Genomic DNA, 19,187 nt, shown 5'->3' on the forward strand with positions numbered 1-19,187 from the left:
GGGTCATGCGGATGGCCTTCTCCAGCTTGGCCTTCTCCGCCCGCAGGGGGGCCAGGTCGTTGTGGTAGGAGTTGACCACGGAGAAGGTGGGCAGGCGGCGGCCCTCGGGATCCATCAGCTCCAGGGCGTCGGCCAGGGAGGGGAAGGCGATGCCGGACATGGGGGGCATCTTGGCGTAGGCCTGCACCACCTGCTCCAGGGTGACCAGGAAGTGCTTGAGCTCGAACAGCTCCACCAGGTCGAAGGGCGCGCCGGGATCCCGGTCGAAGGAGCCCCGGATGTCGTGGAACAGGGGCAGGCACCGGGTCACCCCCCGCAGGGCGGCGGCGGAGTCCTTCAGCTCGGCGGGGTTCACCCGGGGGGCCTCGCAGCCGCAGCTGTCCACCGGCTGGGGCCTGGTGCCGCCGGCGGCCCACAGCTCCATGGCCAGGGCCACGTTGTCCAGCTCCTCCTCCAGGGCGGCCTCGTCGCCGGGGCCGTACCAGCGGGGATTGCGGGCGGCCTGCTTGCCGAAGGGAGACATGGGGCTCAGGCGCTCCAGCACCCACTGAAAGCCCGCGTTCTCCCGCAGTTCATGGGTCAGTTCCATGGTTCAGTCCTCCTTCACGTTGACCACCGGCAGGTCGATGACCTCCCGGAGGGCGGCGATAAACTTGTCCGGCTCAAAGTGCCAGCCGTAGGCCGACCAGGGGTTGGCCGCCACGGCGGCGATGGTCAGCTCCTTGCGCACCCGCATCTCCCCGCCGCAGCGCAGGAACTGCTCCAGGGCGGAGCGGCCGGCCAGCACATGGGTGGCGTCCGCCGCCACCAGGGTGGTGGGGGCTCCCCGCCGGGCCAGGGTTTTCAGCAGGGGATCCATGATGCCGCCGCCGGCCCACACCACCAGGGGCTTCCGGGGCAGCTTGGCCCACTTGGGCCCGCCGGTCTCGTCCAGGGGCAGCTCCACCGGCTCCCCCTCTGGGGTAAAGAGGGCGAAGCGGGCATTCTGCCTGTCCAGGGCGGCGCACAGGGCCGGATTTTCCGGCCGCTTCCGGGCGAAGAGCCAGCAGGTGTGGACGGTCTCCGCCACCACCAGCTCCATGTCCCGATCCAGGGACGCGCCGGTGCACAGCAGGGCCACTCCCTCCACCCCGGCGCCGGCCAGGGACTTGCGCCCGGCGGCCCCGTCAATGAGTACCCGCTGGGCGCCCAGCTCCTGGAACCGCTTCGTCAGGGGGGGCAGCTGCCCGGCCGCCGAGGGCCCCGCCAGCTGGACATACCCGTCGGACAGGGTGCGGAATACCGCCACCGGGCCCAGGGGAGTCATCACGTCGGTGAGATCCACCACCTCCAGGGTGGCGTCGCACAGGGAGAGCATCCCCTTGGCCGTGGCGAACAGATCTCCCCGCTTGACATACAGGTCGGGCTTCTCCGTGCCCGTCACCAGGTCGGTGCCCTCGCCGTCCCGGCCCACCGAGGTCAGGCCCAGGCACTCCTCCCCCAGCTCCGCCATCAGGCGGCGCATGGCGGTGGTCTTGCCGGCGTTCTTGCACAGGCCGATCACCGTCACCGGCGAGGCATCCCCCACCAGCGGCGCTAACAGATGTTTCAAAACATGGCCTCCCTTCCATGCTGTTTCTGGTTGTTTTGACACCGCCATTATAAGAGCCGTGCAGGGATTCTGTCAATGGGGAGAAAAAAGTCCGCCCGGGGCAGGACACCCCGGGCGGTTCAGACCTTGCGTGCCTGCTGTTTTTGCAAAATAAACTGAGGTGAGGTGCAAAATTGTATTCAAACGACCGCCCGGGATCTGCCCTCAGATATCCTGTCGGCCGCAGCATCTCCAAGCCGCCGGAATCACCATGCTTTTTCAGAGGCATGGCACCGACGGCGGCCCGCAGGCCCTGGTGGTTTTCCCACCGCTTTTGACAGCAAAAGCGGTGCGCCCGCCGCGCAGGCGCGCCCCCGGGGGCATCCCGGCAGGCGGATGGCGCGCCGAGGTCGTCGCGCCCCACGGGTTGGTGGATACGCGGGCAAGCGGGCGACCACAGGTCGCCCCTACATCGTCGGCCCAAGCTGCGGATCGCTCGCTTCCGCGTAAGCGCGAAAGCTCATTCCCTCCGCTGGGCTTCGGCGGGGCCCCACAGAACATCCCACGGCATGAAACCAATCCCAAAATGCATCATTGGAAAATAATCCTGCAAATTTGGCACGCGGCATTTCCGCCGGCCGGTGCAAAACTCCCCCTTTTCCCCGGGGACCGGATGGAGTATACTGGGGGAAAAGGGGGAGAGGGCATGCAGGACTTTCGGATGGAGACCTTTCTGGCGGTATGCCGCCTGGGCAGCTATACCCGGGCGGCGGAGGAGCTGAACATCACCCAGCCGGCGGTGACCCAGCACATCCAGCACCTCCAGACCTACTATGGCGTCAGGCTGCTGGACTACCGCAGCAAGCGCCTCACCCTGACGCCGGAGGGGGAGCTGCTCCGCCGGGCGGCCCTCACCATGCGCCATGACGAGGAGAAGCTGAAGCGGGAGCTGGCGGATCTCCGCCAGGGAAGGCGGGCCCTCCGCTTCGGGGCCACCCTGACGGTGGGGGAGTATCTGCTGCCGCCCCGGCTGGCGGCCTATCTGAAGGCCAACCCGGACGTGGAGCTCCACATGACGGTGGATAACACCCGCAATCTGCTGCAAAAGCTCAACGCCGGGGAGCTGGACTTCGCGGTGGTGGAGGGCTACTTCCGCAAGAGCGAGTACGACTACATCGTCTGGTCGCTGGAGGAGTTCCTGTGCGTCTGCGGGGCGGACAGCCCCCTGGCCGGCGCCCCGGCCCGGCCTCTGGACGCCCTGTTCGGGGAGACCCTGCTGCTGCGCAGCCCCGGCTCCGGCTCCCGGGACGTGCTGGAGCGGGTGCTGGAGGAGCGCAACCACCGGGTGGAGGACTTCGGCCGGGTGGTGGAGATCAGTGATCTCTACGTGATCAAGGAGCTGGTGAAGGCGGGCTGCGGCATCACCTTCCTCTACCGCCGGGCGGTGGAGGCGGAGCTGGCGGCGGGGACGCTGTACCCGGTGGCCCTCACCGACTGCCGTGTCTCCCACGAGTTCACCTTCCTCTGGCGAAAGGACAGCGCCTTTGAGGCGGAGCTGCGGCAGGTGTCCCGCCAGCTGTGGGGGAAGGCATAGCCGGATCAAAAAGGGGCCGCCGCGGTTTCGCGGCGGCCCGCTGTTACATCTGGGCGGTCAGGGAGGAAATAATCTCCTCCGCCTTCTCATAGACCCGGCCGAAGTCCACGTGGGGGTTGTAGAGCTTCTCCAGCTCATCGTGCATGGCCTTGGCCTGGGCCAGGGAGTCCACCGCCTCGTCCACCAGGGCGGCGGACACCTTGCGGGAGAACTTGAGCCGGGCCCGGCTGCGGTGGAGCAGCTCCGCGTCCGCCATGGCGTCCACCCGGATGCGGCGGTAGGGGCGCTTGGGCCAGGGCAGGGCGGGGGTGCCGGTGACAAAGGCCAGGGAGAGGCCGGGCAGCAGCAGATGCTCCAGCCGGTCGGGATACAGGGGGGAGGGGCAGAGGATCGCGTCATGCCCCGCCGCCAGGGCCCCGGCGGCCAGCTGGCTCAGCATGGGATGGGCCATGCCGTAGGGGTCGGACAGCTCGTAGACCCGCCTGCACAGGGCCTCCACCGTCTCAAAATTGCACAGGGCGCCCTTCCAGGTCACCGCCCCCAGGAAGCGGCGCACCGCCCGGCCGGCCTCCCCGTCCCCCTTCTTGATCTCCCGGGACAGGATGCCCCGGGCCCGCTTGGCCATCTTGGCCTCCACCGCCGGGGTGAGCAGCAGGGCGCGCACATCCTCCCCGATCTGGGCCGCCGCCGTCAGGCAGCGGTAGGCCCGCTGATAGCAGCCCTTGTAGCCCTTCATGCAGCCCATCAGCCCGTCCCGCACCCCCTGCAGGCCCTCCCGGTCGTAGCACGCCCCCAGGTTCACATACTCCTCCACCAGGCCGGGGTATTTGGGCTCCACCACATGGGGCGCGGTGCCGTCCACCAGGGCGGTTTTCAGGGCGGGGATCACCACCGCGTCCAGGGAGTCCGGGTCGCCGGAGCAGACGATGTACTCCACGTCCAGGCCGTGCTCCTCCATGGCCGCTCCCACCCGGCGCATGAGGGAGGACTTGCCGCAGCCCGGGCCGCCCTTCAGAATGTAGATGCTCCGGGCCTCCTCGGGGCGGAGCAGCTCGTCGTACAGGGAATAGAAGCCGCCGGGGGAGTTGGCCCCCAGGTAAAAACACACCTTCGGTTCTGTTTGCATGCGTGACCCCTCCAGAAGTTGAATTTTTCCGCTCCAGCCTATGCGCCGGCGGAAACGGGGGTGCGCTTTCCCCGTTGCCTTTTGGGGCGAAATGGGGTACACTGGAGACGAATCCGCGAGAGGGGGTGACGATATGCCGTATGAGAAGCTGCGCCTGACCGCCATGACCACGGCGGGCGGGTGAGGGGCCAAGCTGGGGCCGGGTGCCCTGAAATCCGTGTTGTCCGGGCTGCCCCGGATCTCTGATCCCAACCTGCTGGTAGGCTTTGACGAGAGCGACGACGCCGCCGTCTACCGCCTCAGCGATGAGCTGGCCCTGGTGCAGACCGTGGACTTCTTCCCACCGGTGGTGGACGATCCCTATGACTTCGGCCGCATCGCCGCGGCCAACGCACTGTCTGACGTGTACGCCATGGGGGGCGAGCCCAGGCTGGCCATGAACCTGCTGGCCGTCCCCGGCTGCCTGCCCCGGGAGGCGGTGGGCGCCATTCTGGAGGGGGGCGCGGCCAAGGCGGCGGAGGCCGGCGCGGTGATCGCCGGCGGCCACAGCATTGAGGACGCGGAGCCCAAGTACGGCCTGTGCGTCACCGGACTGGTTCACCCGAACCGGGTGCTCACCAACACCGGCGCCCGGGAGGGGGATATCCTGGTGCTCACCAAGCCCCTGGGCACCGGCATCCTCACCACCGCCGCCAAGGCGGAGCTGCTGGATGAACAGGCCTATCGGGCCTTGGTGGAGCAGATGGCGGCCCTCAACAAGGCCGCCGCGCAGGCCGCCGCACCCCTGTGCCCCCATGCCTGCACCGACATCACCGGCTTCGGCCTGCTGGGCCACCTGAAGGAGCTGGCGGAGGGCTCGGGCCGCACCGCGGAGGTGTGGGCCGGGAAAGTGCCCTTTCTGCCCCAGGCCCTGGAGCTGGCACGGGACGGCATCATCCCCGCCGGGGCCTATCGCAACCGGGACTTTGCCGGGCCGGAGGCGGTGGCGGACAGCGCCGTGCCCCAGGCGGTGCTGGACTGCCTCTACGACCCCCAGACCTCCGGCGGCCTGCTGCTCAGCATCCCGGAGGAAAGGGCCGGCGAGCTGCTCCGCCGCCTGGCGGATGCCGGCGTCACCGCCGCAGCCGTGGGCCGGGTGTGCCCGCCGGGGGACAAAAAAATTGTGGTCAGACCGTAGCAAATGCGGCGGCGGGAGGGTTGTGCCTCCCGCCGCCGCGTGCTATACTGTAATGCGTACGGAACAAAGCCGCAAGCCTTGAAAGCCAAGGCGTTCAAGGCCCATTGGCTTTGTTCAGGTGCAAAGGTTTTGGGCTGAAACAGCCCAAAACCCTTACACTCCCTGCGGCGGCATATCCATGCCGCCGCAGGAGGACGCATTGCAGCAATGGCTGAATGCTTCCCGCAATTGCCGAAATCGGCGATTGTGGAAAGCATTGCGCGGCAGTGCCGCGCGAATAAACCGCTTCGCGGTTTATTCAGCAGATATTACTGTAGAAAATTGGGGAAACTGGGGGCGGAAACATTGAACACCATGGTTATCGGCATCGCCGGGGGCACCGGCTCGGGCAAGACCACCCTGACCCTGCGCCTGAAGGAGCGCTTCGGGGAGGACGTGTCCATTCTCTACCACGACAACTATTACCGGCAGCACGACGAGATGCCCTATGAGGAGCGGTGCAAGCTCAACTACGACCACCCGGATGCCTTTGATACGGAGCGGCTGGTGGAGGATCTGCGGGCCCTCCAGCGGGGGGAGACGGTGCACAGCCCCACCTACGACTACACCGTCCACAACCGGGCCGCCGAGACGGTGGAAGTCCGCCCGGCCAAGGTGGTGCTGGTGGAGGGAATCCTGATTTTCGTGGATCCCGTCCTGCGGTCACTGATGGACATCAAGATCTTCGTGGACACCGACGCGGACGTGCGCATTCTGCGGCGCATCGTGCGGGATGTGAAGAAGCGGGGCCGCTCTCTGGACTCGGTGGTGCAGCAGTACCTCACCACCGTCAAGCCCATGCATGAGCAGTTTGTGGAGCCCTCCAAGCGCTACGCCGACCTGATTGTCCCCGAGGGGGGCAAGAACGCCGTGGCCCTGGAGATGATCATCCAGCGGGTCAAGAGCCACATTGAACAGAGATGAGCGAAAAGAGAAGTACCGCCACGCAAATTGCCGCAGGTCTCAGCCTGTAAAAAAGGCGCACTGCAGAGTCATGCAGTGCGCCCTTTTTCCCAATGGCCCTATTCCTCTATCTGCAGCAGCTTGTAGGGCGGGATATCCAGTGCCTCGGCGATCAGGAACAGTGTATTGAGGGAGATGCCCACCGCCATATCCGGGGCCTCCACCTGGGAGAGGAACCCGGGGCTGATCCCCGCCCGCTCCGCCAGTTGCTCCTGGCTCAGGCCCCGCAGCCTGCGGAAGTAGGAGATGCGGATGCCGATGGCGATATAGTAGTCCCGGAACCGGGCCAGGTCGTTTTTGCTCTTCATCTGTCTCACCCAAATTAAGGGTATCATCTTGGCAGGCAGATTATTACATGCTAAAACTTAGTCAATACTAGTTTATAACTGGTATACCTGTCTCTAAAACGGAAGCAAAGCCGGGAGGCCCTTAAGGAAAATTTAAGTTGACGGGACGGCCGGCCTATGCTACATTATGGATGCAAAGCAAACTTTACAAAAGTAAGGAGAGAAGCAGCGTATGAAATTCAACTGGATGCGCCGCGCGGCGGCCTTTGCGCTGTCCGCGGCTCTGCTGGCCGTGCCCGCCCTGGCGGCGGAGGAACCCGCGCCCCAGCTGCCCGACGCCTGGGCGGTGGCGGAGCTGGCCGACAGCTATGCCCTGGGCCTGGTGGATGACAGCTATACCACTTACATCCAGAGCACGGTCACGGCCGAGCAGCTGGAAACCATGACGGGCATCGTGGCCGACAAGCTGGCGGTGCTGGAGCTGCCCCAGCGGGAGGCGGATACCGCCGGGCTGGTGGTGGACACCACCCGGGGCGGCGTGATGAACGCCCTGTATCAGGAGGCGGCGGCCTACGACATCGACGGCGTGGAGGATGGCCCGGAGGCCTTCCTCACCGGCCTGGGCGTGGTGCAGGGCGACCGGAGCGGCGAGCTGAATGAGGAGCGCCCCTGTACCTATCAGGAGGCCATGACCATGGCCAAGCGGCTGATCCTGGCGGTCTACGACGCCAACGACGCCGGCTCCAGGGGTCTGCTCTGGAAGGCTGTCAACGGGGACAACACCCTCTACCTGCTGGGCACCATCCACATGGATCGCAGCAACGCCTACCCCCTGCACAAGTCTGTGCGGGACGCCCTGAATGCGGCACAGGTGGTGAGCTTTGAGCTGGATCTCAACGACCAGGAGGGCATGACCCTGCTGGCCTCCCTCCAGACCTATTCCGACGGCACCACCCTGGCCGACCACATCAGTCCCGAGCTGTACGCGCGGGTGCAGGCGGCGGCGGTGGCCCTGGGCATGGGGCCCAATGACTTTGACAGCTACAAGCCCTGGGCCCTGGCCTCCACCTTCGGGGTGCTGAGCCTCCAGGACGATACCACCAGCGCCAACGCCATGGCCGTGGACTCCTACATCAACGCCTACGCGGTGAACGCCGGCAAGACCATCGACGCCGTAGAGACCTACGCCTTCCAGGGCGGCATCTTCGACGGACTGTCCGCCGAGTATCAGGAGGCCTATCTGGACAGCAGCCTGGCCATGTATGAGACCGCCCTCAGCGGGGAGACGGTCAGCGAGGAGGCCCAGGCGCTGGCCCAGGCCCAGGAGGCGCAGATCGCCGCCATGTTCGACGCCTGGAAGAACCGGGATCCCGAGGCCTTCCTGGCGGTCTACGACAAGCAGGCCATCCTCAACAGCGACGACGAGCTCAACGCCAAGCTGTTCACCGAGCGGGATCCGGGCATGATCGCGGCGGCGGCGGAGTACCTGGAGACCGAGGGGGAGAACACCTTCTTCCTGGCCGTGGGCGCGGGCCACATGGTGGATCCCGGCGGCATCGTCTCCGGCCTGCGGGAGCTGGGCTACACCGTGGAGCTGGTGCCCTGAGATGGACGGGAAGCTGAGAGAACGGATTGAGCAGGTGCTGGCCGGCCGGGTGCGGCCCTACCTCCACGGCCACGGCGGCGAGGTGGAGGTGGCGAGCCTGGAGGACGGGGTGCTGCGGGTGCGGCTGCTGGGCCAGTGCTCCGGCTGCCCCTCCGCCGCCATTACCACCGAGCAGCTCATTCAGGAGGAGGTCTGTGCCGCCGTGCCCGAGGTGAAGCAGGTGGTGCTCATCCAGGAGGTGAGCCGGGATCTGCTGGATCAGGCCCGGGCCATTCTGAACCACAGCCGGGAGAACGGCCATGGCTGAGGTGACGGTGGGCGTGCGCTACTGCGGCGGCTGCAACCCCAGGTTTGACCGGGTAGCCGGGGTGGAGGCGCTGGCGCGGGCGTGCCCCTCGGCGGGCTTCCGGGCCGCGGAGCCGGGCCAGGAGTACGGCGTACTCCTGGTGGTGGGCGGCTGCACGGCCTGCTGCGCCGATCTGACCGGCCTTTCCGGCCGGGAGCAGGTGATGATCCGCACCGCCGGCGACTTCCGCCGGGCGGAGGAGGCCATCCGCCGGGCCCAATAGGCAAAGAGCTGTAAATTCCGGACGCCGGAGGGGGAAATTTCTCCCTCCGGCGTCCTTGTTTTTCCCGGCAGCGGGGGCTATAATGGTGCTCGTTTGCCCGGTATGCCGGGCGGAGGAAATTCCACGGAGAGGAGTGCCCCGCGATGACCCTCCTGAATCAAGTCAAAACGCTGTTTCAGCGGGAGACGGTGTTCTGCGTCTCCCTGGTGCTGGCCGTCCTGTCCGCCCTGGCGGTGCGGCCGGACGCGGCCTATCTGTCCTACCCGGATTACCGGACGCTGGCCCTGCTGTTCTGCCTGATGCTCATCGTGGCCGGCTTCCGCTCCCTGGGGGTATTTGAACGGCTGGGCCGCGCCCTGCTGCGGCGGGCGGGCAGCCTGCGGGAGCTGAGCATAGCCCTGGTGCTGCTGTGCTTCTTCTGCAGCATGGTGATCACCAACGACGTGACCCTCATCACCTTCGTGCCCTTCACCCTGCTGGTGTTCCGTATGATCCGGCGGGAGGGGCGTGTGCTCACCCTGGTGGTGCTGGAGACCATTGCCGCCAACCTGGGGAGCATGGCCACCCCCATCGGCAACCCCCAGAACCTCTATCTCTACTCCGCCGCCGGGCTGACCATGGCCCAGTTCGCCCGGGCGGTGCTCCCTTATGCCGGGCTGTCCCTGGTGCTGCTGCTGGCCGTCCTGCTGCTCCAGCGGGACGAGCCTTTGGGGGAGGAGCGGCCGGAGGAGGAGGGAGAGGCCGCCCCCCTGTCCGCCCTGGCGCCCTATCTGCTCCTGCTGGCGCTGTGCCTGCTGGTGGTGTTCCGGGTGGTGGGCTTCGTCCCCGTGCTCCTGTGCGTGGCGGCAGTGGTGCTGGCGGTGAACCGGAGGCTGTTCCGGTCGGTGGACTACTTCCTCCTGCTCACCTTCCTGTGCTTCTTCATCTTCATCGGCAACCTCAAGCGCATCCCGGCCCTCAACGATCTGCTGCTCTCCCTGGTGGGCGGGCACGAGCTGCTGGCCGGCGTCCTGGCCAGCCAGGTGATCAGCAACGTGCCGGCGGCCATTCTGCTCTCCGGCTTTACGCAGAATTTCGCCGCCCTGCTCACCGCCGTCAACCTGGGCGGGCTGGGCACCCTGGTGGCCTCCCTGGCCAGCCTGATCACCTTCAAGTTCTACGCCGCCCAGTATCCCGACCGCAAGGGACGCTTTCTCCGCAGCTTCACCCTGTGGAACGCGGCCTTCCTTCTGCTCCTGACCGCCGCCGCCCTGCTTTTGGGGTAGGCGGCCTTTACTTCCCCCTCAAAACATGGTACAATACCTCCGACTGGTTTCCACACCCGGTCCAAGCACGGCTGTGCCGTGTTCGTTCGGCGGTTTCGGCCCGGAAGGCCGCCCGCCGTTCTCTAAATACCAAAATGGAGGTAACTCAACCCATGCGCAATTCCAAGGTTCAAAAGCTCGCAATGGCCGCTGTCATCGCCGCAGTATACGCTGTACTGACGGTCACCCTTCCCATCCCACAGTTTGGCACCATCCAGTGCCGACTGGCGGAGGCGCTCACCGTCCTCCCATTCTTTTTCCCTGGGGCAACACCGGGTCTGGTGGTGGGGTGCTTTATCGCCAACCTGTTTTCTCCCTATCCGCTGGATATTCTGTGCGGTACACTGGCAACGCTGTTGGCTTGCCTGCTGACTCAGCGGATGCCCAATCGCTGGTTGGCCCCTCTCCCCCCGGTGCTATGCAACGCTGTTATTGTGGGGGCAGAAGTGGCTTGGTTTGAGACCGGTTTTACCAGTGCCTTTCCCGCTGCCTATGCGTTCAACGCATTTACCGTGGGCCTGGGGGAGCTGATAGCCTGTTATGTTCTGGGATCTATCCTCATTTCTGCGTTGCCCCAGGTCACTCCTCTCCGCGCCCTCATCCCCCAGAAGCGGCTGGCGCGGCTCTAATACGATAAAGGAGATCTCTTTATGAAAGTACGCAAGGCTGTCATCCCCGCCGCCGGGCTGGGCACCCGGATGCTCCCCGCCACCAAGACCGTCCCCAAGGAGATGCTCCCCATGGTGGACAAGCCGGTGATCCAGTATATCATCGAGGAGGCGGTGGCCGCCGGCATCGAGGACATCCTGATCGTCACCAACCGGGCCAAGTCGGCCATGGACGACTATTTTGACTACTACCCGGAGCTGGAGACCCGCCTGCTCCAGGCGGGGAAGGAGTCGGAGCTGGTGGAGGTGCGCCGGGCCGCCGACCTGGCCAACATCTTCTATGTGCGCCAGAAGGAGACGAAGGGTCTGGGCCACGCCATCGGCCGGGCCCGCCGCTTCGTGGGGGACGAGCCCTTTGCCGTGCTGCTGGGCGACGACATCATGCGGGCGAAAAAGCCTGTGACCCTCCAGCTGGTGGAGGCCGCGGAGAAATACGGCGCCTCCGCCGTGGGGGTGCAGCAGGTGGCCACCGAGGCCATCTCCCGCTACTCCTCCGTGAAGGTCTCCCCCCTGGAGGAGCGGATTTTTGAGGTCTCCGACATGAATGAGAAGCCCACTCCGGAGCAGCGGTTCTCCAACTACGCCATTCTGGGCCGGTATGTGCTCACCCCGGAGATCTTCGACATTCTGGAGAATGTGCACCCCGGCTACGGCGGGGAAATCCAGCTCACCGACGGCCTGCGGGAGCTGTGTCAGAGCCACCGCATGGTGGCCGTGGACTTTGAGGGCCGCCGCTACGACACCGGCAACCTGTGCGGCTTCCTGGAGGCCACCATCGACTTCGCCCTGGATCATCCGGCCACCGGGGCGTGGCTGAAGCACTTTCTGAAAGAGAAGGCCGGGGAGCTCAGGTAAATTGTGTGGAAATGCAGGGGCCCGCGCGCACAGCGCGGGCCCCTGTTTGCTGTGCAGAATTCAGAAAAAAGCAAAAACTTCCCCGGGGCGGGATGGTACAATGGGGCCATCAGACCGGAGGAGGTGGATGCCGTGGCAAAACGGCTGCTGGGAATCACCGCCGGGCTGGCCCTGCTCCAGGGGCTCCGGCTGCCGGAGGGCGGCCCCGGCCTGCTGAGCCTGGCCTGCGGGGCGCTGCTGACGCCGCTGTTTGAGGAGCTGCTGTTCCGGGGCTGGGTGTGGCGTGCTCTGGAGAGATACGGGGAAAAGGCGGCGTATCTGGGCTCGGCCGCCCTGTTCGGCCTGTGGCACCTGGGGTATGTGCCCTCCATCCTGTGGCGCACCGCCCTGCTGGGCCGTCCGGCGGCGCCCCTGGAGGCGGCGGTGTGGAAGGTGCTGGCCGGCACGGCCTTCGGCCTGCTCTTCGGCGCGGCCAGGTATAAAAGCGGGCGGATCTGCCCGTCCCTGCTGCTCCACATGGCGGTCAACACCTTCGGGAGCTGATCAGAGGAGATTTTTTCGCGGAAAATGGGAAAAATCCCTTGACTTCCGGTGGGAATCCTATATAATAATATAGCTTGTTTCAAAGAACAGGCACATCCTTGCCCCCGCAGAGGGCGGGGGCCATATGTCCATAAGGAGGTGCAAACAAATGGCAAAACTGAGCGGAAACTACGAGGTGGTCTACATCCTCAACCCCAACCTGGATGAGGAGGCTACCGCGGCCATGGTGGCCAAGTTCAAGACCCTGGTGGAGCAGAACGGCACCCTGGCGGAGGTTGACGAGTGGGGCAAGCGCCACCTGGCCTATCCCATCAACGACCTGACCGAGGGCTACTACGTGCTGATGACCTTCAGCGCCAAGCCCGAGTTCCCCCGCGAGCTGGATCGTATCCTGCGCATTACCGACGGCGTCATGCGCTCCCTGATCGTCTGCAAGGACGACGAGTAAGAGGGGGCAGGCAGAGATGCTGAACCGGATTATTCTCATGGGCCGGCTGACCCGCGACCCCGAGCTGCGCCATACCCAGACGGGCACCCCCGTGGCGTCCTTCTCTTTGGCGGTGGACCGGGACTTCAAGGACAGAAACACCGGCGAGAAGGCCACCGATTTCATCGATATCGTGGCCTGGCGGCAGACCGCCGAGTTTGTCTCCCGCTACTTCACCAAGGGCCGCATGGCCGTGGTGGAGGGCCGGCTCCAGCTGCGTGACTGGACTGACCGGGACGGCAACAAGCGCCGCGCCGCCGAGGTGGTGGCCGACAACGTGTACTTCGGCGACTCCAAGCGGGACGCGGAGGCGGGCGGCTACGCCGCTCCGTCCGGCGGATTCGGCGCCCCGGCCGGCGGTTATGCGCCGCCCCCGGCTCCGGCGGCCGGCGGCTACGCGGCCCCCATGGGCGGCGGCGACCAGTTCGCCGAGCTGTCCGATGACGACGACGGCGAGCTGCCCTTCTGATCACGAACACAACCCGCGCCCGGCGCGGGCCATCAAAAACAAGACGGGCTACAGGCCCGTGGTAAAGGAGGTTTCCTGTTATGGCTATGGATAGAGAGCGCCCCCGCGGCCGCAAGCGCCGCAAGGTCTGCACCTTCTGTGTGGACAAGGTGGAGCACATCGATTACAAGGACGCGGCCAAGCTGCGCCGGTTCCTGTCTGAGCGGAGCAAGATCCTGCCCCGCCGCACCACCGGCACCTGCGCCATGCATCAGCGTCAGCTGACCGAGGCCATCAAGCGCGCCCGTCAGATCGCGCTGCTGCCCTTCGTCACCGACTAAAAAAGGAATGCCCCCGAGCCGGTCCTGGACCAGCTCGGGGGTGTTTTGCTGTACAAAAGTACGGCAGTACGGCGGAAACAGAAAGACAGCGTTTCCCGGCCCTGCGGGATGGGGCGCGGCATTATGCAGACGACATTCAGCTGTTTTGTACGTATCGACAGGAACCGCTGCTCCGGGCATGCAGGCTCAGGTGCCCGGAGTGTCCCGGACGGATGCCCGCTGCCGCCGGGCGAGGATGTGATCCAGCAGGGCGTGGGCGGCCTCCTCCTTGTCCAGGAGGGGCAGCTCCACGGTCTCATCCCGGGCGATGAGGGTAAGCAGGTTGGTGGAGGTGCCGAAGCCCGCCCCGGGATCCCGCAGGTTGTTGGCGGCGATCAGATCCAGGTGCTTTTTCTCCAGCTTCTTCCGGGAGTTTTCCACCAGATCCCGCGTCTCCATGGAAAACCCGCACAGGAACTGCCCCGGCGCCCTGTGCTCCCCCAGCCAGGCCAGAATGTCCCTGGTGCGGGCCAGAGGCAGGGAGGGCGCCGCGTCGTCCCCGCCCTTTTTGAGCTTGTCCTCCGAGCAGACCGCAGGCCGGTAGTCGGCCACGGCGGCGGCCTTGATGATGATGTCCTGCCCGGCGGCCCGGGCGGTGACCGCCTCAAACATGTCCTGGGCGGACACCACATCCACCGTGTCCACGCAGACGGGCTTTCTCAGGCCGGTGGGGCCGGACACCAGCGTGATCTCCGCCCCGCGGGCGGCGGCGGCCCGGGCGATGGCGTAGCCCATGCGCCCGGTGGAGTGGTTGGTGAGATAGCGCACCGGATCCAGCGCCTCCTGGGTGGGGCCGGCGGTGACCAGAACCCGCAGGCCCTCCATGTCCCGCCCGTGGCCTATGGCGTGCTCCACGTACTCCAGAAGCTCCTCCGGCTCCGGCATCTTGCCCTTGCCCACCGCGCCGCAGGCCAGCCGACCGCTGGCCGGCTCAATCAGCTGCCAGCCGTACCGCCGCAGGAGGGCCAGGTTGTCCTGGGTCACCGGGTTCTCATACATGCGGGTGTTCATGGCGGGGGCCGCCAGCTTGGGGCAGTCGCAGGCCAGGATGGTGGTGGTGAGCATATCGTCCGCCAGCCCGTGGGCCAGCTTGGCCAGCACGTTGGCCGTGGCGGGGGCCACCAGCACCGCGTCCGCTTGGTCGGCCAGGGCGATGTGCTCCACCTGGAACGGATAGTTCCGGTCGAAGGTGTCCACGCTCACGCGGTTGCCGGTCAGGGACTCAAAGGTATGGGGGCCGATGAACTCGGTGGCGTTCCGGGTCATCAGCACATGGACATTGGCGCCCCGCTTCACCAGGGCGGAGGCCAGGCCGGCGGATTTATAGCAGGCGATGCCGCCGGTGACAGCCAGCAGCACGGTTTTCCCCTTCAGCATAAAAAAGCACTCCTTTGCCCGGGGCGGACGCCCCGGCGTCTGGGTTTGTCCAGTATTATAGCAGAAATTCCGGCACCTTTCCACAATGCCGTTGCATTTTGTGGGCGGATTGCCTATAATGGCTTTGGCTGCTTCGGACAGAGGATCTCTGTACTCAGATGTGAGACGGAAGATCCCGCCCCTGCCCGCGGCGGCCGCATAAATTTTGCGCTGTATCCCGCAGGACGGGAACGGCAGCAGGAGGAAATTGCATATGAAACACACGCAGACCCGCGCGCAGCGCACCCGGCAGGTGCAGAGCCTGGCCATCCTGGCCATGTTCACCGCCATCATTTTCCTACTCACCTTCACCCCGCTGGGCCTCATTGATCTGCCGGTCATCAAGGCCACGGTGCTCCACGTGCCGGTGATCATCGGCTCCATCCTACTGGGGCCGAAGAAGGGGGCGTTTCTCGGCGGCATGTTCGGGCTGGCCAGCCTGCTGAAGAACACCCTGGTGCCCGGCCTGTCCTCCTTCGTCTTTACCCCTCTCATTCCGGCCCCCGGCCTGGATCGGGGCAGCCCCTGGGCCCTGTTCATCTGCTTTGTGCCGCGCATCCTGGTGGGGGTGACGCCCTGGCTGGTGTACGCCCTGTTCCGCCGCCTGCCCGGCAGGCGCGGCGCCGGGGTGCAGGCCGGCACCATGGCCCTGGCCGGCGTGGTGGGGGCCTTCACCAACACCGCCCTGGTGATGGGCTCCATCTGCGTCCTCTTTACCGAGGCCTACGCCGCGGCCCAGGGCATCCCGGCGGAGGCCGTCACCGGCTTTGCCATGGGCATCGTGGCCGCCAACGGCATCCCGGAGGCCGCCGTGGCCGCCGTGGTCACCCCCGCCGTGTGCGTGCCCCTGGTCAAGGCCCTCAAGCTGGAGCGGCGGGTGCTCCCCGCCGCCGGGCAGCCGGTCTGACATGCTGCTGACAGTGGATATCGGCAACACCACCGTGGCCGTGGCCGGCTTTTCGGGGGAGCGGCCGGCCTTCCTGCGCCGCCTGCCCGCCGGCCGGGAGGAGGGGCCCTGGGACTGGGCCGCCGCCCTGAGGACCCTGCTGGCCGGGGAGGGCCCCTTCCGCGGGGCGGCGCTGTCCTCGGTGGTGCCGGCCCTCACCGGCCCGGTGGCCGATGCCCTCGCCTGCGTCACGGGCGGGCGCGTGCTGACGGTGGGCAGGGATACCCCCACCGGCCTGCCCCTGGGGGACTATGACGGGGCGGCCCTGGGCATGGACCGGGTGGTGGACTGTGTGGCCGCCCTGGCCCGGTATGCCCCGCCCCTGGCCGTGTTTGACATGGGCACCGCCACCACCCTGTCGGTGGTGGACAGGGAGGGGGTGTTCCGGGGCGGCATGATCCTCGCCGGCCTGTCCCTCTCCCTGGACGCCCTCAGCGCCAGGGCGGCCCAGCTTCCCCCGGTCACCCTCTCCCCGCCGGAGGGGCTTGTGGGCACCGATACGGAGCGCTGTATGAGATACGGCGCCATCTACGGCGCCGCCGGGGCCGTGGAGGGGATTGCGGCCCGGCTGGAGGAGCAGTTCGGCCCACTTACGGTGGTGCTCACAGGGGGGAACGGCGCCTATGTGCGCCCTCTGCTGCGCATCCCGGTGGTGTGGGAGCCCATGCTCACCCACCTGGGTCTGCGGGAGCTGTGGCTGCGGCAGGAGCCGTGACAGGCTGAGGCGCCGCGCGAGCGGCGCCTCTCCAGTCTTTAGCTGGATGAGCCTATGGTTGTGAAAATTGGCATGGCGGTCAATCATCTCGCTGGTTTGAGCAAAGGCAGCCGGTTTGCGCCGATCAGTGCATACTGTCTTGAGTACTGTTACAGAGATTCCGGATCATGGAAAGACACAGTATGCCTTGAAAATCGGAATATGGCGGACACTGGGTGCTCTGCTCTGTGCTGACATACGATGTGATTTTTGCAGCCAGCTTTACCGGGTGATCCAATCCGAGATAATCTGCTATCTCTTGCCGCGCTGCACACGCCTCTTGCATGACCAGCATTTCTCCCCCAATTCTTGGATATGTATGTATTTCCAAGAAACATACCAACACCCCCTGTACAGGAGTATGTTCCTGTACAGGGGGTGTTTTGTCTGTTTGCCTGCCTTTACGGGACCAGTTCATTTATTTTGCTAAGGATTCCGGGCTCTCATTGCCAGCGGGTGGACGGGACAGAGCCGCGTTTTTCCCGGAAAATCTGGATCCTATGCGCCGCTTGGCGGCGGTCTCCAAGATTACCAGAGTCTCCGGAAGTGGTCAGATATGTCTCCGATTGTAGACTGCAAGCGGAACTGTGGGGACCGCCAATGTGCAGAGTCTGAAGACAGAACGCGGGAAAGCACTGCTGCGGCAAGGCTTTCCTGCGCCCATAATTTCGGAGAGGGATTTTGGCGCAGAATTTGCTAATAAAACAGAATGTATGCAGCAGCCTTTATCGAAATGTTGCAGCCCTTATCTGAAGGAGGAGTAGTCTATGAGACTGAAAGACAAAGTTGCCATTGTAACTGGAGCCGCCAACGGAATTGGGGCGGAGATCTCCCGTACCTTTGCCCGGGATGGCTGCCATGTGGTTCTGGCAGATCTTGACGAGGGCAAGGCAGCCGCCCTGGCGGAGGAGATTATGAAGGAGACCGGCGTGCGCACCGTGGCCGTGGGCTGCGACGTGGCCCAAAAGGAGGCACTCCAGCGGGTGGTGGATACCTGCGTGGCTGAGTTCGGCACCGTGGACATCCTGGTGAACAACGCCGGCATCACGCTGCCTGCCTGCCCGGTGGAGGACATCACACCAGAGCGGTGGAGGAAAGTACTGGACATTGATCTGATGGGGACGATCTATGGGACCCAGTGTGTCATCCCGGTGATGAAGGCCCACAAATCCGGCAAGATCATCAACATGGCCTCTGTAGCCGGCCAGGTGGGCGGCGTGTTCACCGAGGCAACCTACCCTGTCTCCAAGGCGGGCGTCATCTGCTGGGCCAAGGCGGTGGCCAAACAGGTGGGCGAGTATAACATTACTTGCAATTGCATCGCACCCGGCACGATTCTGACCGCCATGACGGAGACCCTGGGCTCTGCCGACGCCTCTCTGAACGTCCCACTGCATCGCTTGGGCAGCGTGAAGGATGTGGCCGGTGCGGCCCTCTTCCTGGCAAGTGATGAGAGCGATTTCATCACCGGTGCCACCATCAATGTCAACGGCGGCATGTCCATGATCTGAGGAAACTGCCGCGCTATTCAGAAAGGAGAGCATTTATATGGATATGTATGAGAAGAGAGTACGCCTGCGGGAACTGATGGCCGCCCCTGAGTGTGTGCCTGTCCTGGGTGCCTATGACCTGCTCAGCGCCAAGCTCATCGAGGCAACCGGCTTTCCTGTGGTATACACCGGCAGCTTTATCACCGGCGCGTCCCAGTTCTTCCTGGCCGATGTGGGACTGGTGCAGCTGAAGGATCTGCTCCCCCTGGCCTATGAGATCGCCAAAGAGGTGGACCTCCCCCTCATCTGCGACGTGGACAACGGGTGGTTCCACTCCGGTAATATCTGGCGCACCGTCCATGAGTTTGAGGCGGCCGGAGCCTCCGGCATCCAGGTGGAGGACGGCATCATCGGCAAGCACGTGTCCACCGGCCCCATCGACATGTCCAAGGAGGTCATGGTGGACCACATCCACGCCATGTGCGAGGCCCGCAAGGACAAGAACTTTGTGATCATCGCCCGTACCGACGCCCTCTGGCTCAAAAATGACCTGGAGGAGACCATCGACCGCTGCAACGCCTATCTGGACGCCGGCGCCGACGCCTGCTTCATCACCTTCCCTGGCTCCATCCGTGGCATGAAAGAGTGGCGGCACCGCATTCATGGCCCCGTGGTCACTACCCCCATCAAATATGAGGACTCCATCGATCAGGAGACCGAGGCGGGAGCCTGCATGTCCGTCTACTGGCCCAACACCATCTACGCCGCCTTTACCGCGGTCCGGGACACCCTGAAAAAGTTTGCTGAGACCCGGGACATGACCAAGGTGGACGCCAAGTTTGACGAGGACGAGCTGCTCAAGCTCCTGCCCCTGCAGAAATATTACGATCAGATGGATAAATACCACGGAGAAAAGCAATACCTCAAATAAACCGGCGCATACCATCCGTTTTCACGGAAGAGAG

21 protein-coding genes and 1 pseudogene are annotated in these 19,187 nt (G+C 65.2%); 17 read left to right on the forward strand and 5 right to left on the reverse strand.

The window, feature by feature from the left end:
* Together QZ378_RS04315 and QZ378_RS04320 are read right to left on the reverse strand one after the other, a co-directional pair.
* A pseudogene (locus QZ378_RS04315) lies at nucleotides 1–589 on the reverse strand (DNA mismatch repair protein MutS); the annotation flags it as partial.
* Nucleotides 590–592: 3 nt separating this feature from the next.
* Nucleotides 593–1,591, reverse strand: coding sequence for a hypothetical protein (locus QZ378_RS04320; RefSeq protein ID WP_291257430.1), 999 nt, complete (start codon nucleotides 1,589–1,591; stop codon nucleotides 593–595).
* Nucleotides 1,592–2,276: 685 nt separating this feature from the next.
* Here QZ378_RS04320 and QZ378_RS04325 point away from each other — a divergent pair.
* Nucleotides 2,277–3,164, forward strand: a complete 888-nt coding sequence (locus QZ378_RS04325; protein ID WP_291257431.1) for a LysR family transcriptional regulator — start codon at nucleotides 2,277–2,279, stop codon at nucleotides 3,162–3,164.
* 43 nt (nucleotides 3,165–3,207) lie between these two features.
* On the opposite strand, the gene QZ378_RS04330 is transcribed toward QZ378_RS04325, so the two are convergent.
* Nucleotides 3,208–4,290 carry a hypothetical protein gene (locus tag QZ378_RS04330; RefSeq protein ID WP_291257432.1) on the reverse strand — a complete coding sequence of 361 codons (1,083 nt, stop codon included), beginning with the start codon at nucleotides 4,288–4,290 and terminating at the stop codon, nucleotides 3,208–3,210.
* Nucleotides 4,291–4,423: 133 nt separating this feature from the next.
* Between QZ378_RS04330 and selD the strand changes: the two genes are divergently transcribed.
* Both selD and udk read left to right on the forward strand, forming a co-directional pair.
* The gene (gene selD / locus QZ378_RS04335) at nucleotides 4,424–5,467 is read left to right on the forward strand and encodes a selenide, water dikinase SelD (RefSeq protein WP_291257433.1); all 1,044 of its coding nucleotides are present in this window, start codon (nucleotides 4,424–4,426) and stop codon (nucleotides 5,465–5,467) included.
* 345 nt (nucleotides 5,468–5,812) lie between these two features.
* Nucleotides 5,813–6,430 (forward strand): uridine kinase, encoded by a 618-nt coding sequence (gene udk, locus QZ378_RS04340; RefSeq protein WP_191379614.1) that lies wholly within the window; start codon nucleotides 5,813–5,815, stop codon nucleotides 6,428–6,430.
* A gap of 98 nt (nucleotides 6,431–6,528) precedes the next feature.
* On the opposite strand, the gene QZ378_RS04345 is transcribed toward udk, so the two are convergent.
* Complete coding sequence (locus QZ378_RS04345; RefSeq protein ID WP_191528335.1) at nucleotides 6,529–6,777, reverse strand: helix-turn-helix transcriptional regulator; 249 nt, start codon at nucleotides 6,775–6,777, stop codon at nucleotides 6,529–6,531.
* A 211-nt stretch (nucleotides 6,778–6,988) separates the two neighbouring features.
* On the opposite strand from QZ378_RS04345, the gene QZ378_RS04350 reads away from it, so the two are divergent.
* From QZ378_RS04350 to rpsR, 10 genes are all read left to right on the forward strand, one after another.
* Nucleotides 6,989–8,362, forward strand: a complete 1,374-nt coding sequence (locus QZ378_RS04350) for a TraB/GumN family protein (protein ID WP_191379612.1) — start codon at nucleotides 6,989–6,991, stop codon at nucleotides 8,360–8,362.
* A 1-nt stretch (nucleotide 8,363) separates the two neighbouring features.
* Nucleotides 8,364–8,669 (forward strand): NifU family protein, encoded by a 306-nt coding sequence (locus QZ378_RS04355; protein ID WP_191379611.1) that lies wholly within the window; start codon nucleotides 8,364–8,366, stop codon nucleotides 8,667–8,669.
* The gene (locus QZ378_RS04360) at nucleotides 8,662–8,931 is read left to right on the forward strand and encodes a hypothetical protein (protein ID WP_191379610.1); all 270 of its coding nucleotides are present in this window, start codon (nucleotides 8,662–8,664) and stop codon (nucleotides 8,929–8,931) included. The genes QZ378_RS04355 and QZ378_RS04360 overlap by 8 nt, the downstream gene beginning before the upstream one ends.
* 143 nt (nucleotides 8,932–9,074) lie before the next feature.
* On the forward strand, nucleotides 9,075–10,196 hold the full coding sequence (locus QZ378_RS04365) for an SLC13 family permease (RefSeq protein WP_291257434.1): 1,122 nt from the start codon (nucleotides 9,075–9,077) through the stop codon (nucleotides 10,194–10,196).
* A gap of 152 nt (nucleotides 10,197–10,348) precedes the next feature.
* Complete coding sequence (locus QZ378_RS04370) at nucleotides 10,349–10,864, forward strand: QueT transporter family protein (protein ID WP_291257435.1); 516 nt, start codon at nucleotides 10,349–10,351, stop codon at nucleotides 10,862–10,864.
* A gap of 21 nt (nucleotides 10,865–10,885) precedes the next feature.
* Complete coding sequence (gene galU / locus QZ378_RS04375; protein WP_087238998.1) at nucleotides 10,886–11,758, forward strand: UTP--glucose-1-phosphate uridylyltransferase GalU; 873 nt, start codon at nucleotides 10,886–10,888, stop codon at nucleotides 11,756–11,758.
* A gap of 132 nt (nucleotides 11,759–11,890) precedes the next feature.
* Nucleotides 11,891–12,301: a CPBP family intramembrane glutamic endopeptidase gene (locus tag QZ378_RS04380; protein WP_291257436.1), complete on the forward strand. Its 411-nt coding sequence runs from the start codon at nucleotides 11,891–11,893 to the stop codon at nucleotides 12,299–12,301.
* Between the two features lie 148 nt (nucleotides 12,302–12,449).
* Nucleotides 12,450–12,749: a 30S ribosomal protein S6 gene (rpsF, locus tag QZ378_RS04385; RefSeq protein ID WP_087238996.1), complete on the forward strand. Its 300-nt coding sequence runs from the start codon at nucleotides 12,450–12,452 to the stop codon at nucleotides 12,747–12,749.
* A 16-nt stretch (nucleotides 12,750–12,765) separates the two neighbouring features.
* Nucleotides 12,766–13,257 (forward strand): single-stranded DNA-binding protein, encoded by a 492-nt coding sequence (ssb, locus tag QZ378_RS04390; RefSeq protein WP_087238994.1) that lies wholly within the window; start codon nucleotides 12,766–12,768, stop codon nucleotides 13,255–13,257.
* Between the two features lie 80 nt (nucleotides 13,258–13,337).
* Nucleotides 13,338–13,577, forward strand: a complete 240-nt coding sequence (gene rpsR / locus QZ378_RS04395) for a 30S ribosomal protein S18 (RefSeq protein WP_087238992.1) — start codon at nucleotides 13,338–13,340, stop codon at nucleotides 13,575–13,577.
* A 186-nt stretch (nucleotides 13,578–13,763) separates the two neighbouring features.
* On the opposite strand, the gene coaBC is transcribed toward rpsR, so the two are convergent.
* On the reverse strand, nucleotides 13,764–14,993 hold the full coding sequence (gene coaBC, locus QZ378_RS04400) for a bifunctional phosphopantothenoylcysteine decarboxylase/phosphopantothenate--cysteine ligase CoaBC (protein ID WP_291257437.1): 1,230 nt from the start codon (nucleotides 14,991–14,993) through the stop codon (nucleotides 13,764–13,766).
* Nucleotides 14,994–15,246: 253 nt separating this feature from the next.
* Between coaBC and QZ378_RS04405 the strand changes: the two genes are divergently transcribed.
* From QZ378_RS04405 to QZ378_RS04420, 4 genes are all read left to right on the forward strand, one after another.
* A complete protein-coding gene (locus QZ378_RS04405; protein ID WP_191379604.1) occupies nucleotides 15,247–15,939 on the forward strand; it encodes an ECF transporter S component in 693 nt (230 codons plus the stop codon).
* A gap of 1 nt (nucleotide 15,940) precedes the next feature.
* The gene (locus tag QZ378_RS04410; protein ID WP_291257438.1) at nucleotides 15,941–16,693 is read left to right on the forward strand and encodes a type III pantothenate kinase; all 753 of its coding nucleotides are present in this window, start codon (nucleotides 15,941–15,943) and stop codon (nucleotides 16,691–16,693) included.
* Between the two features lie 806 nt (nucleotides 16,694–17,499).
* Nucleotides 17,500–18,243, forward strand: coding sequence for an SDR family NAD(P)-dependent oxidoreductase (locus tag QZ378_RS04415; protein WP_291257439.1), 744 nt, complete (start codon nucleotides 17,500–17,502; stop codon nucleotides 18,241–18,243).
* A 37-nt stretch (nucleotides 18,244–18,280) separates the two neighbouring features.
* Nucleotides 18,281–19,153 carry an isocitrate lyase/PEP mutase family protein gene (locus QZ378_RS04420; protein WP_191379601.1) on the forward strand — a complete coding sequence of 291 codons (873 nt, stop codon included), beginning with the start codon at nucleotides 18,281–18,283 and terminating at the stop codon, nucleotides 19,151–19,153.
* Nucleotides 19,154–19,187: the final 34 nt, after the last annotated feature.

The sequence above is a fragment of the Flavonifractor sp. genome (genome assembly GCF_019422385.1).
Classification (GTDB): Bacteria; Bacillota; Clostridia; order Oscillospirales; family Oscillospiraceae; genus Flavonifractor; species Flavonifractor avistercoris.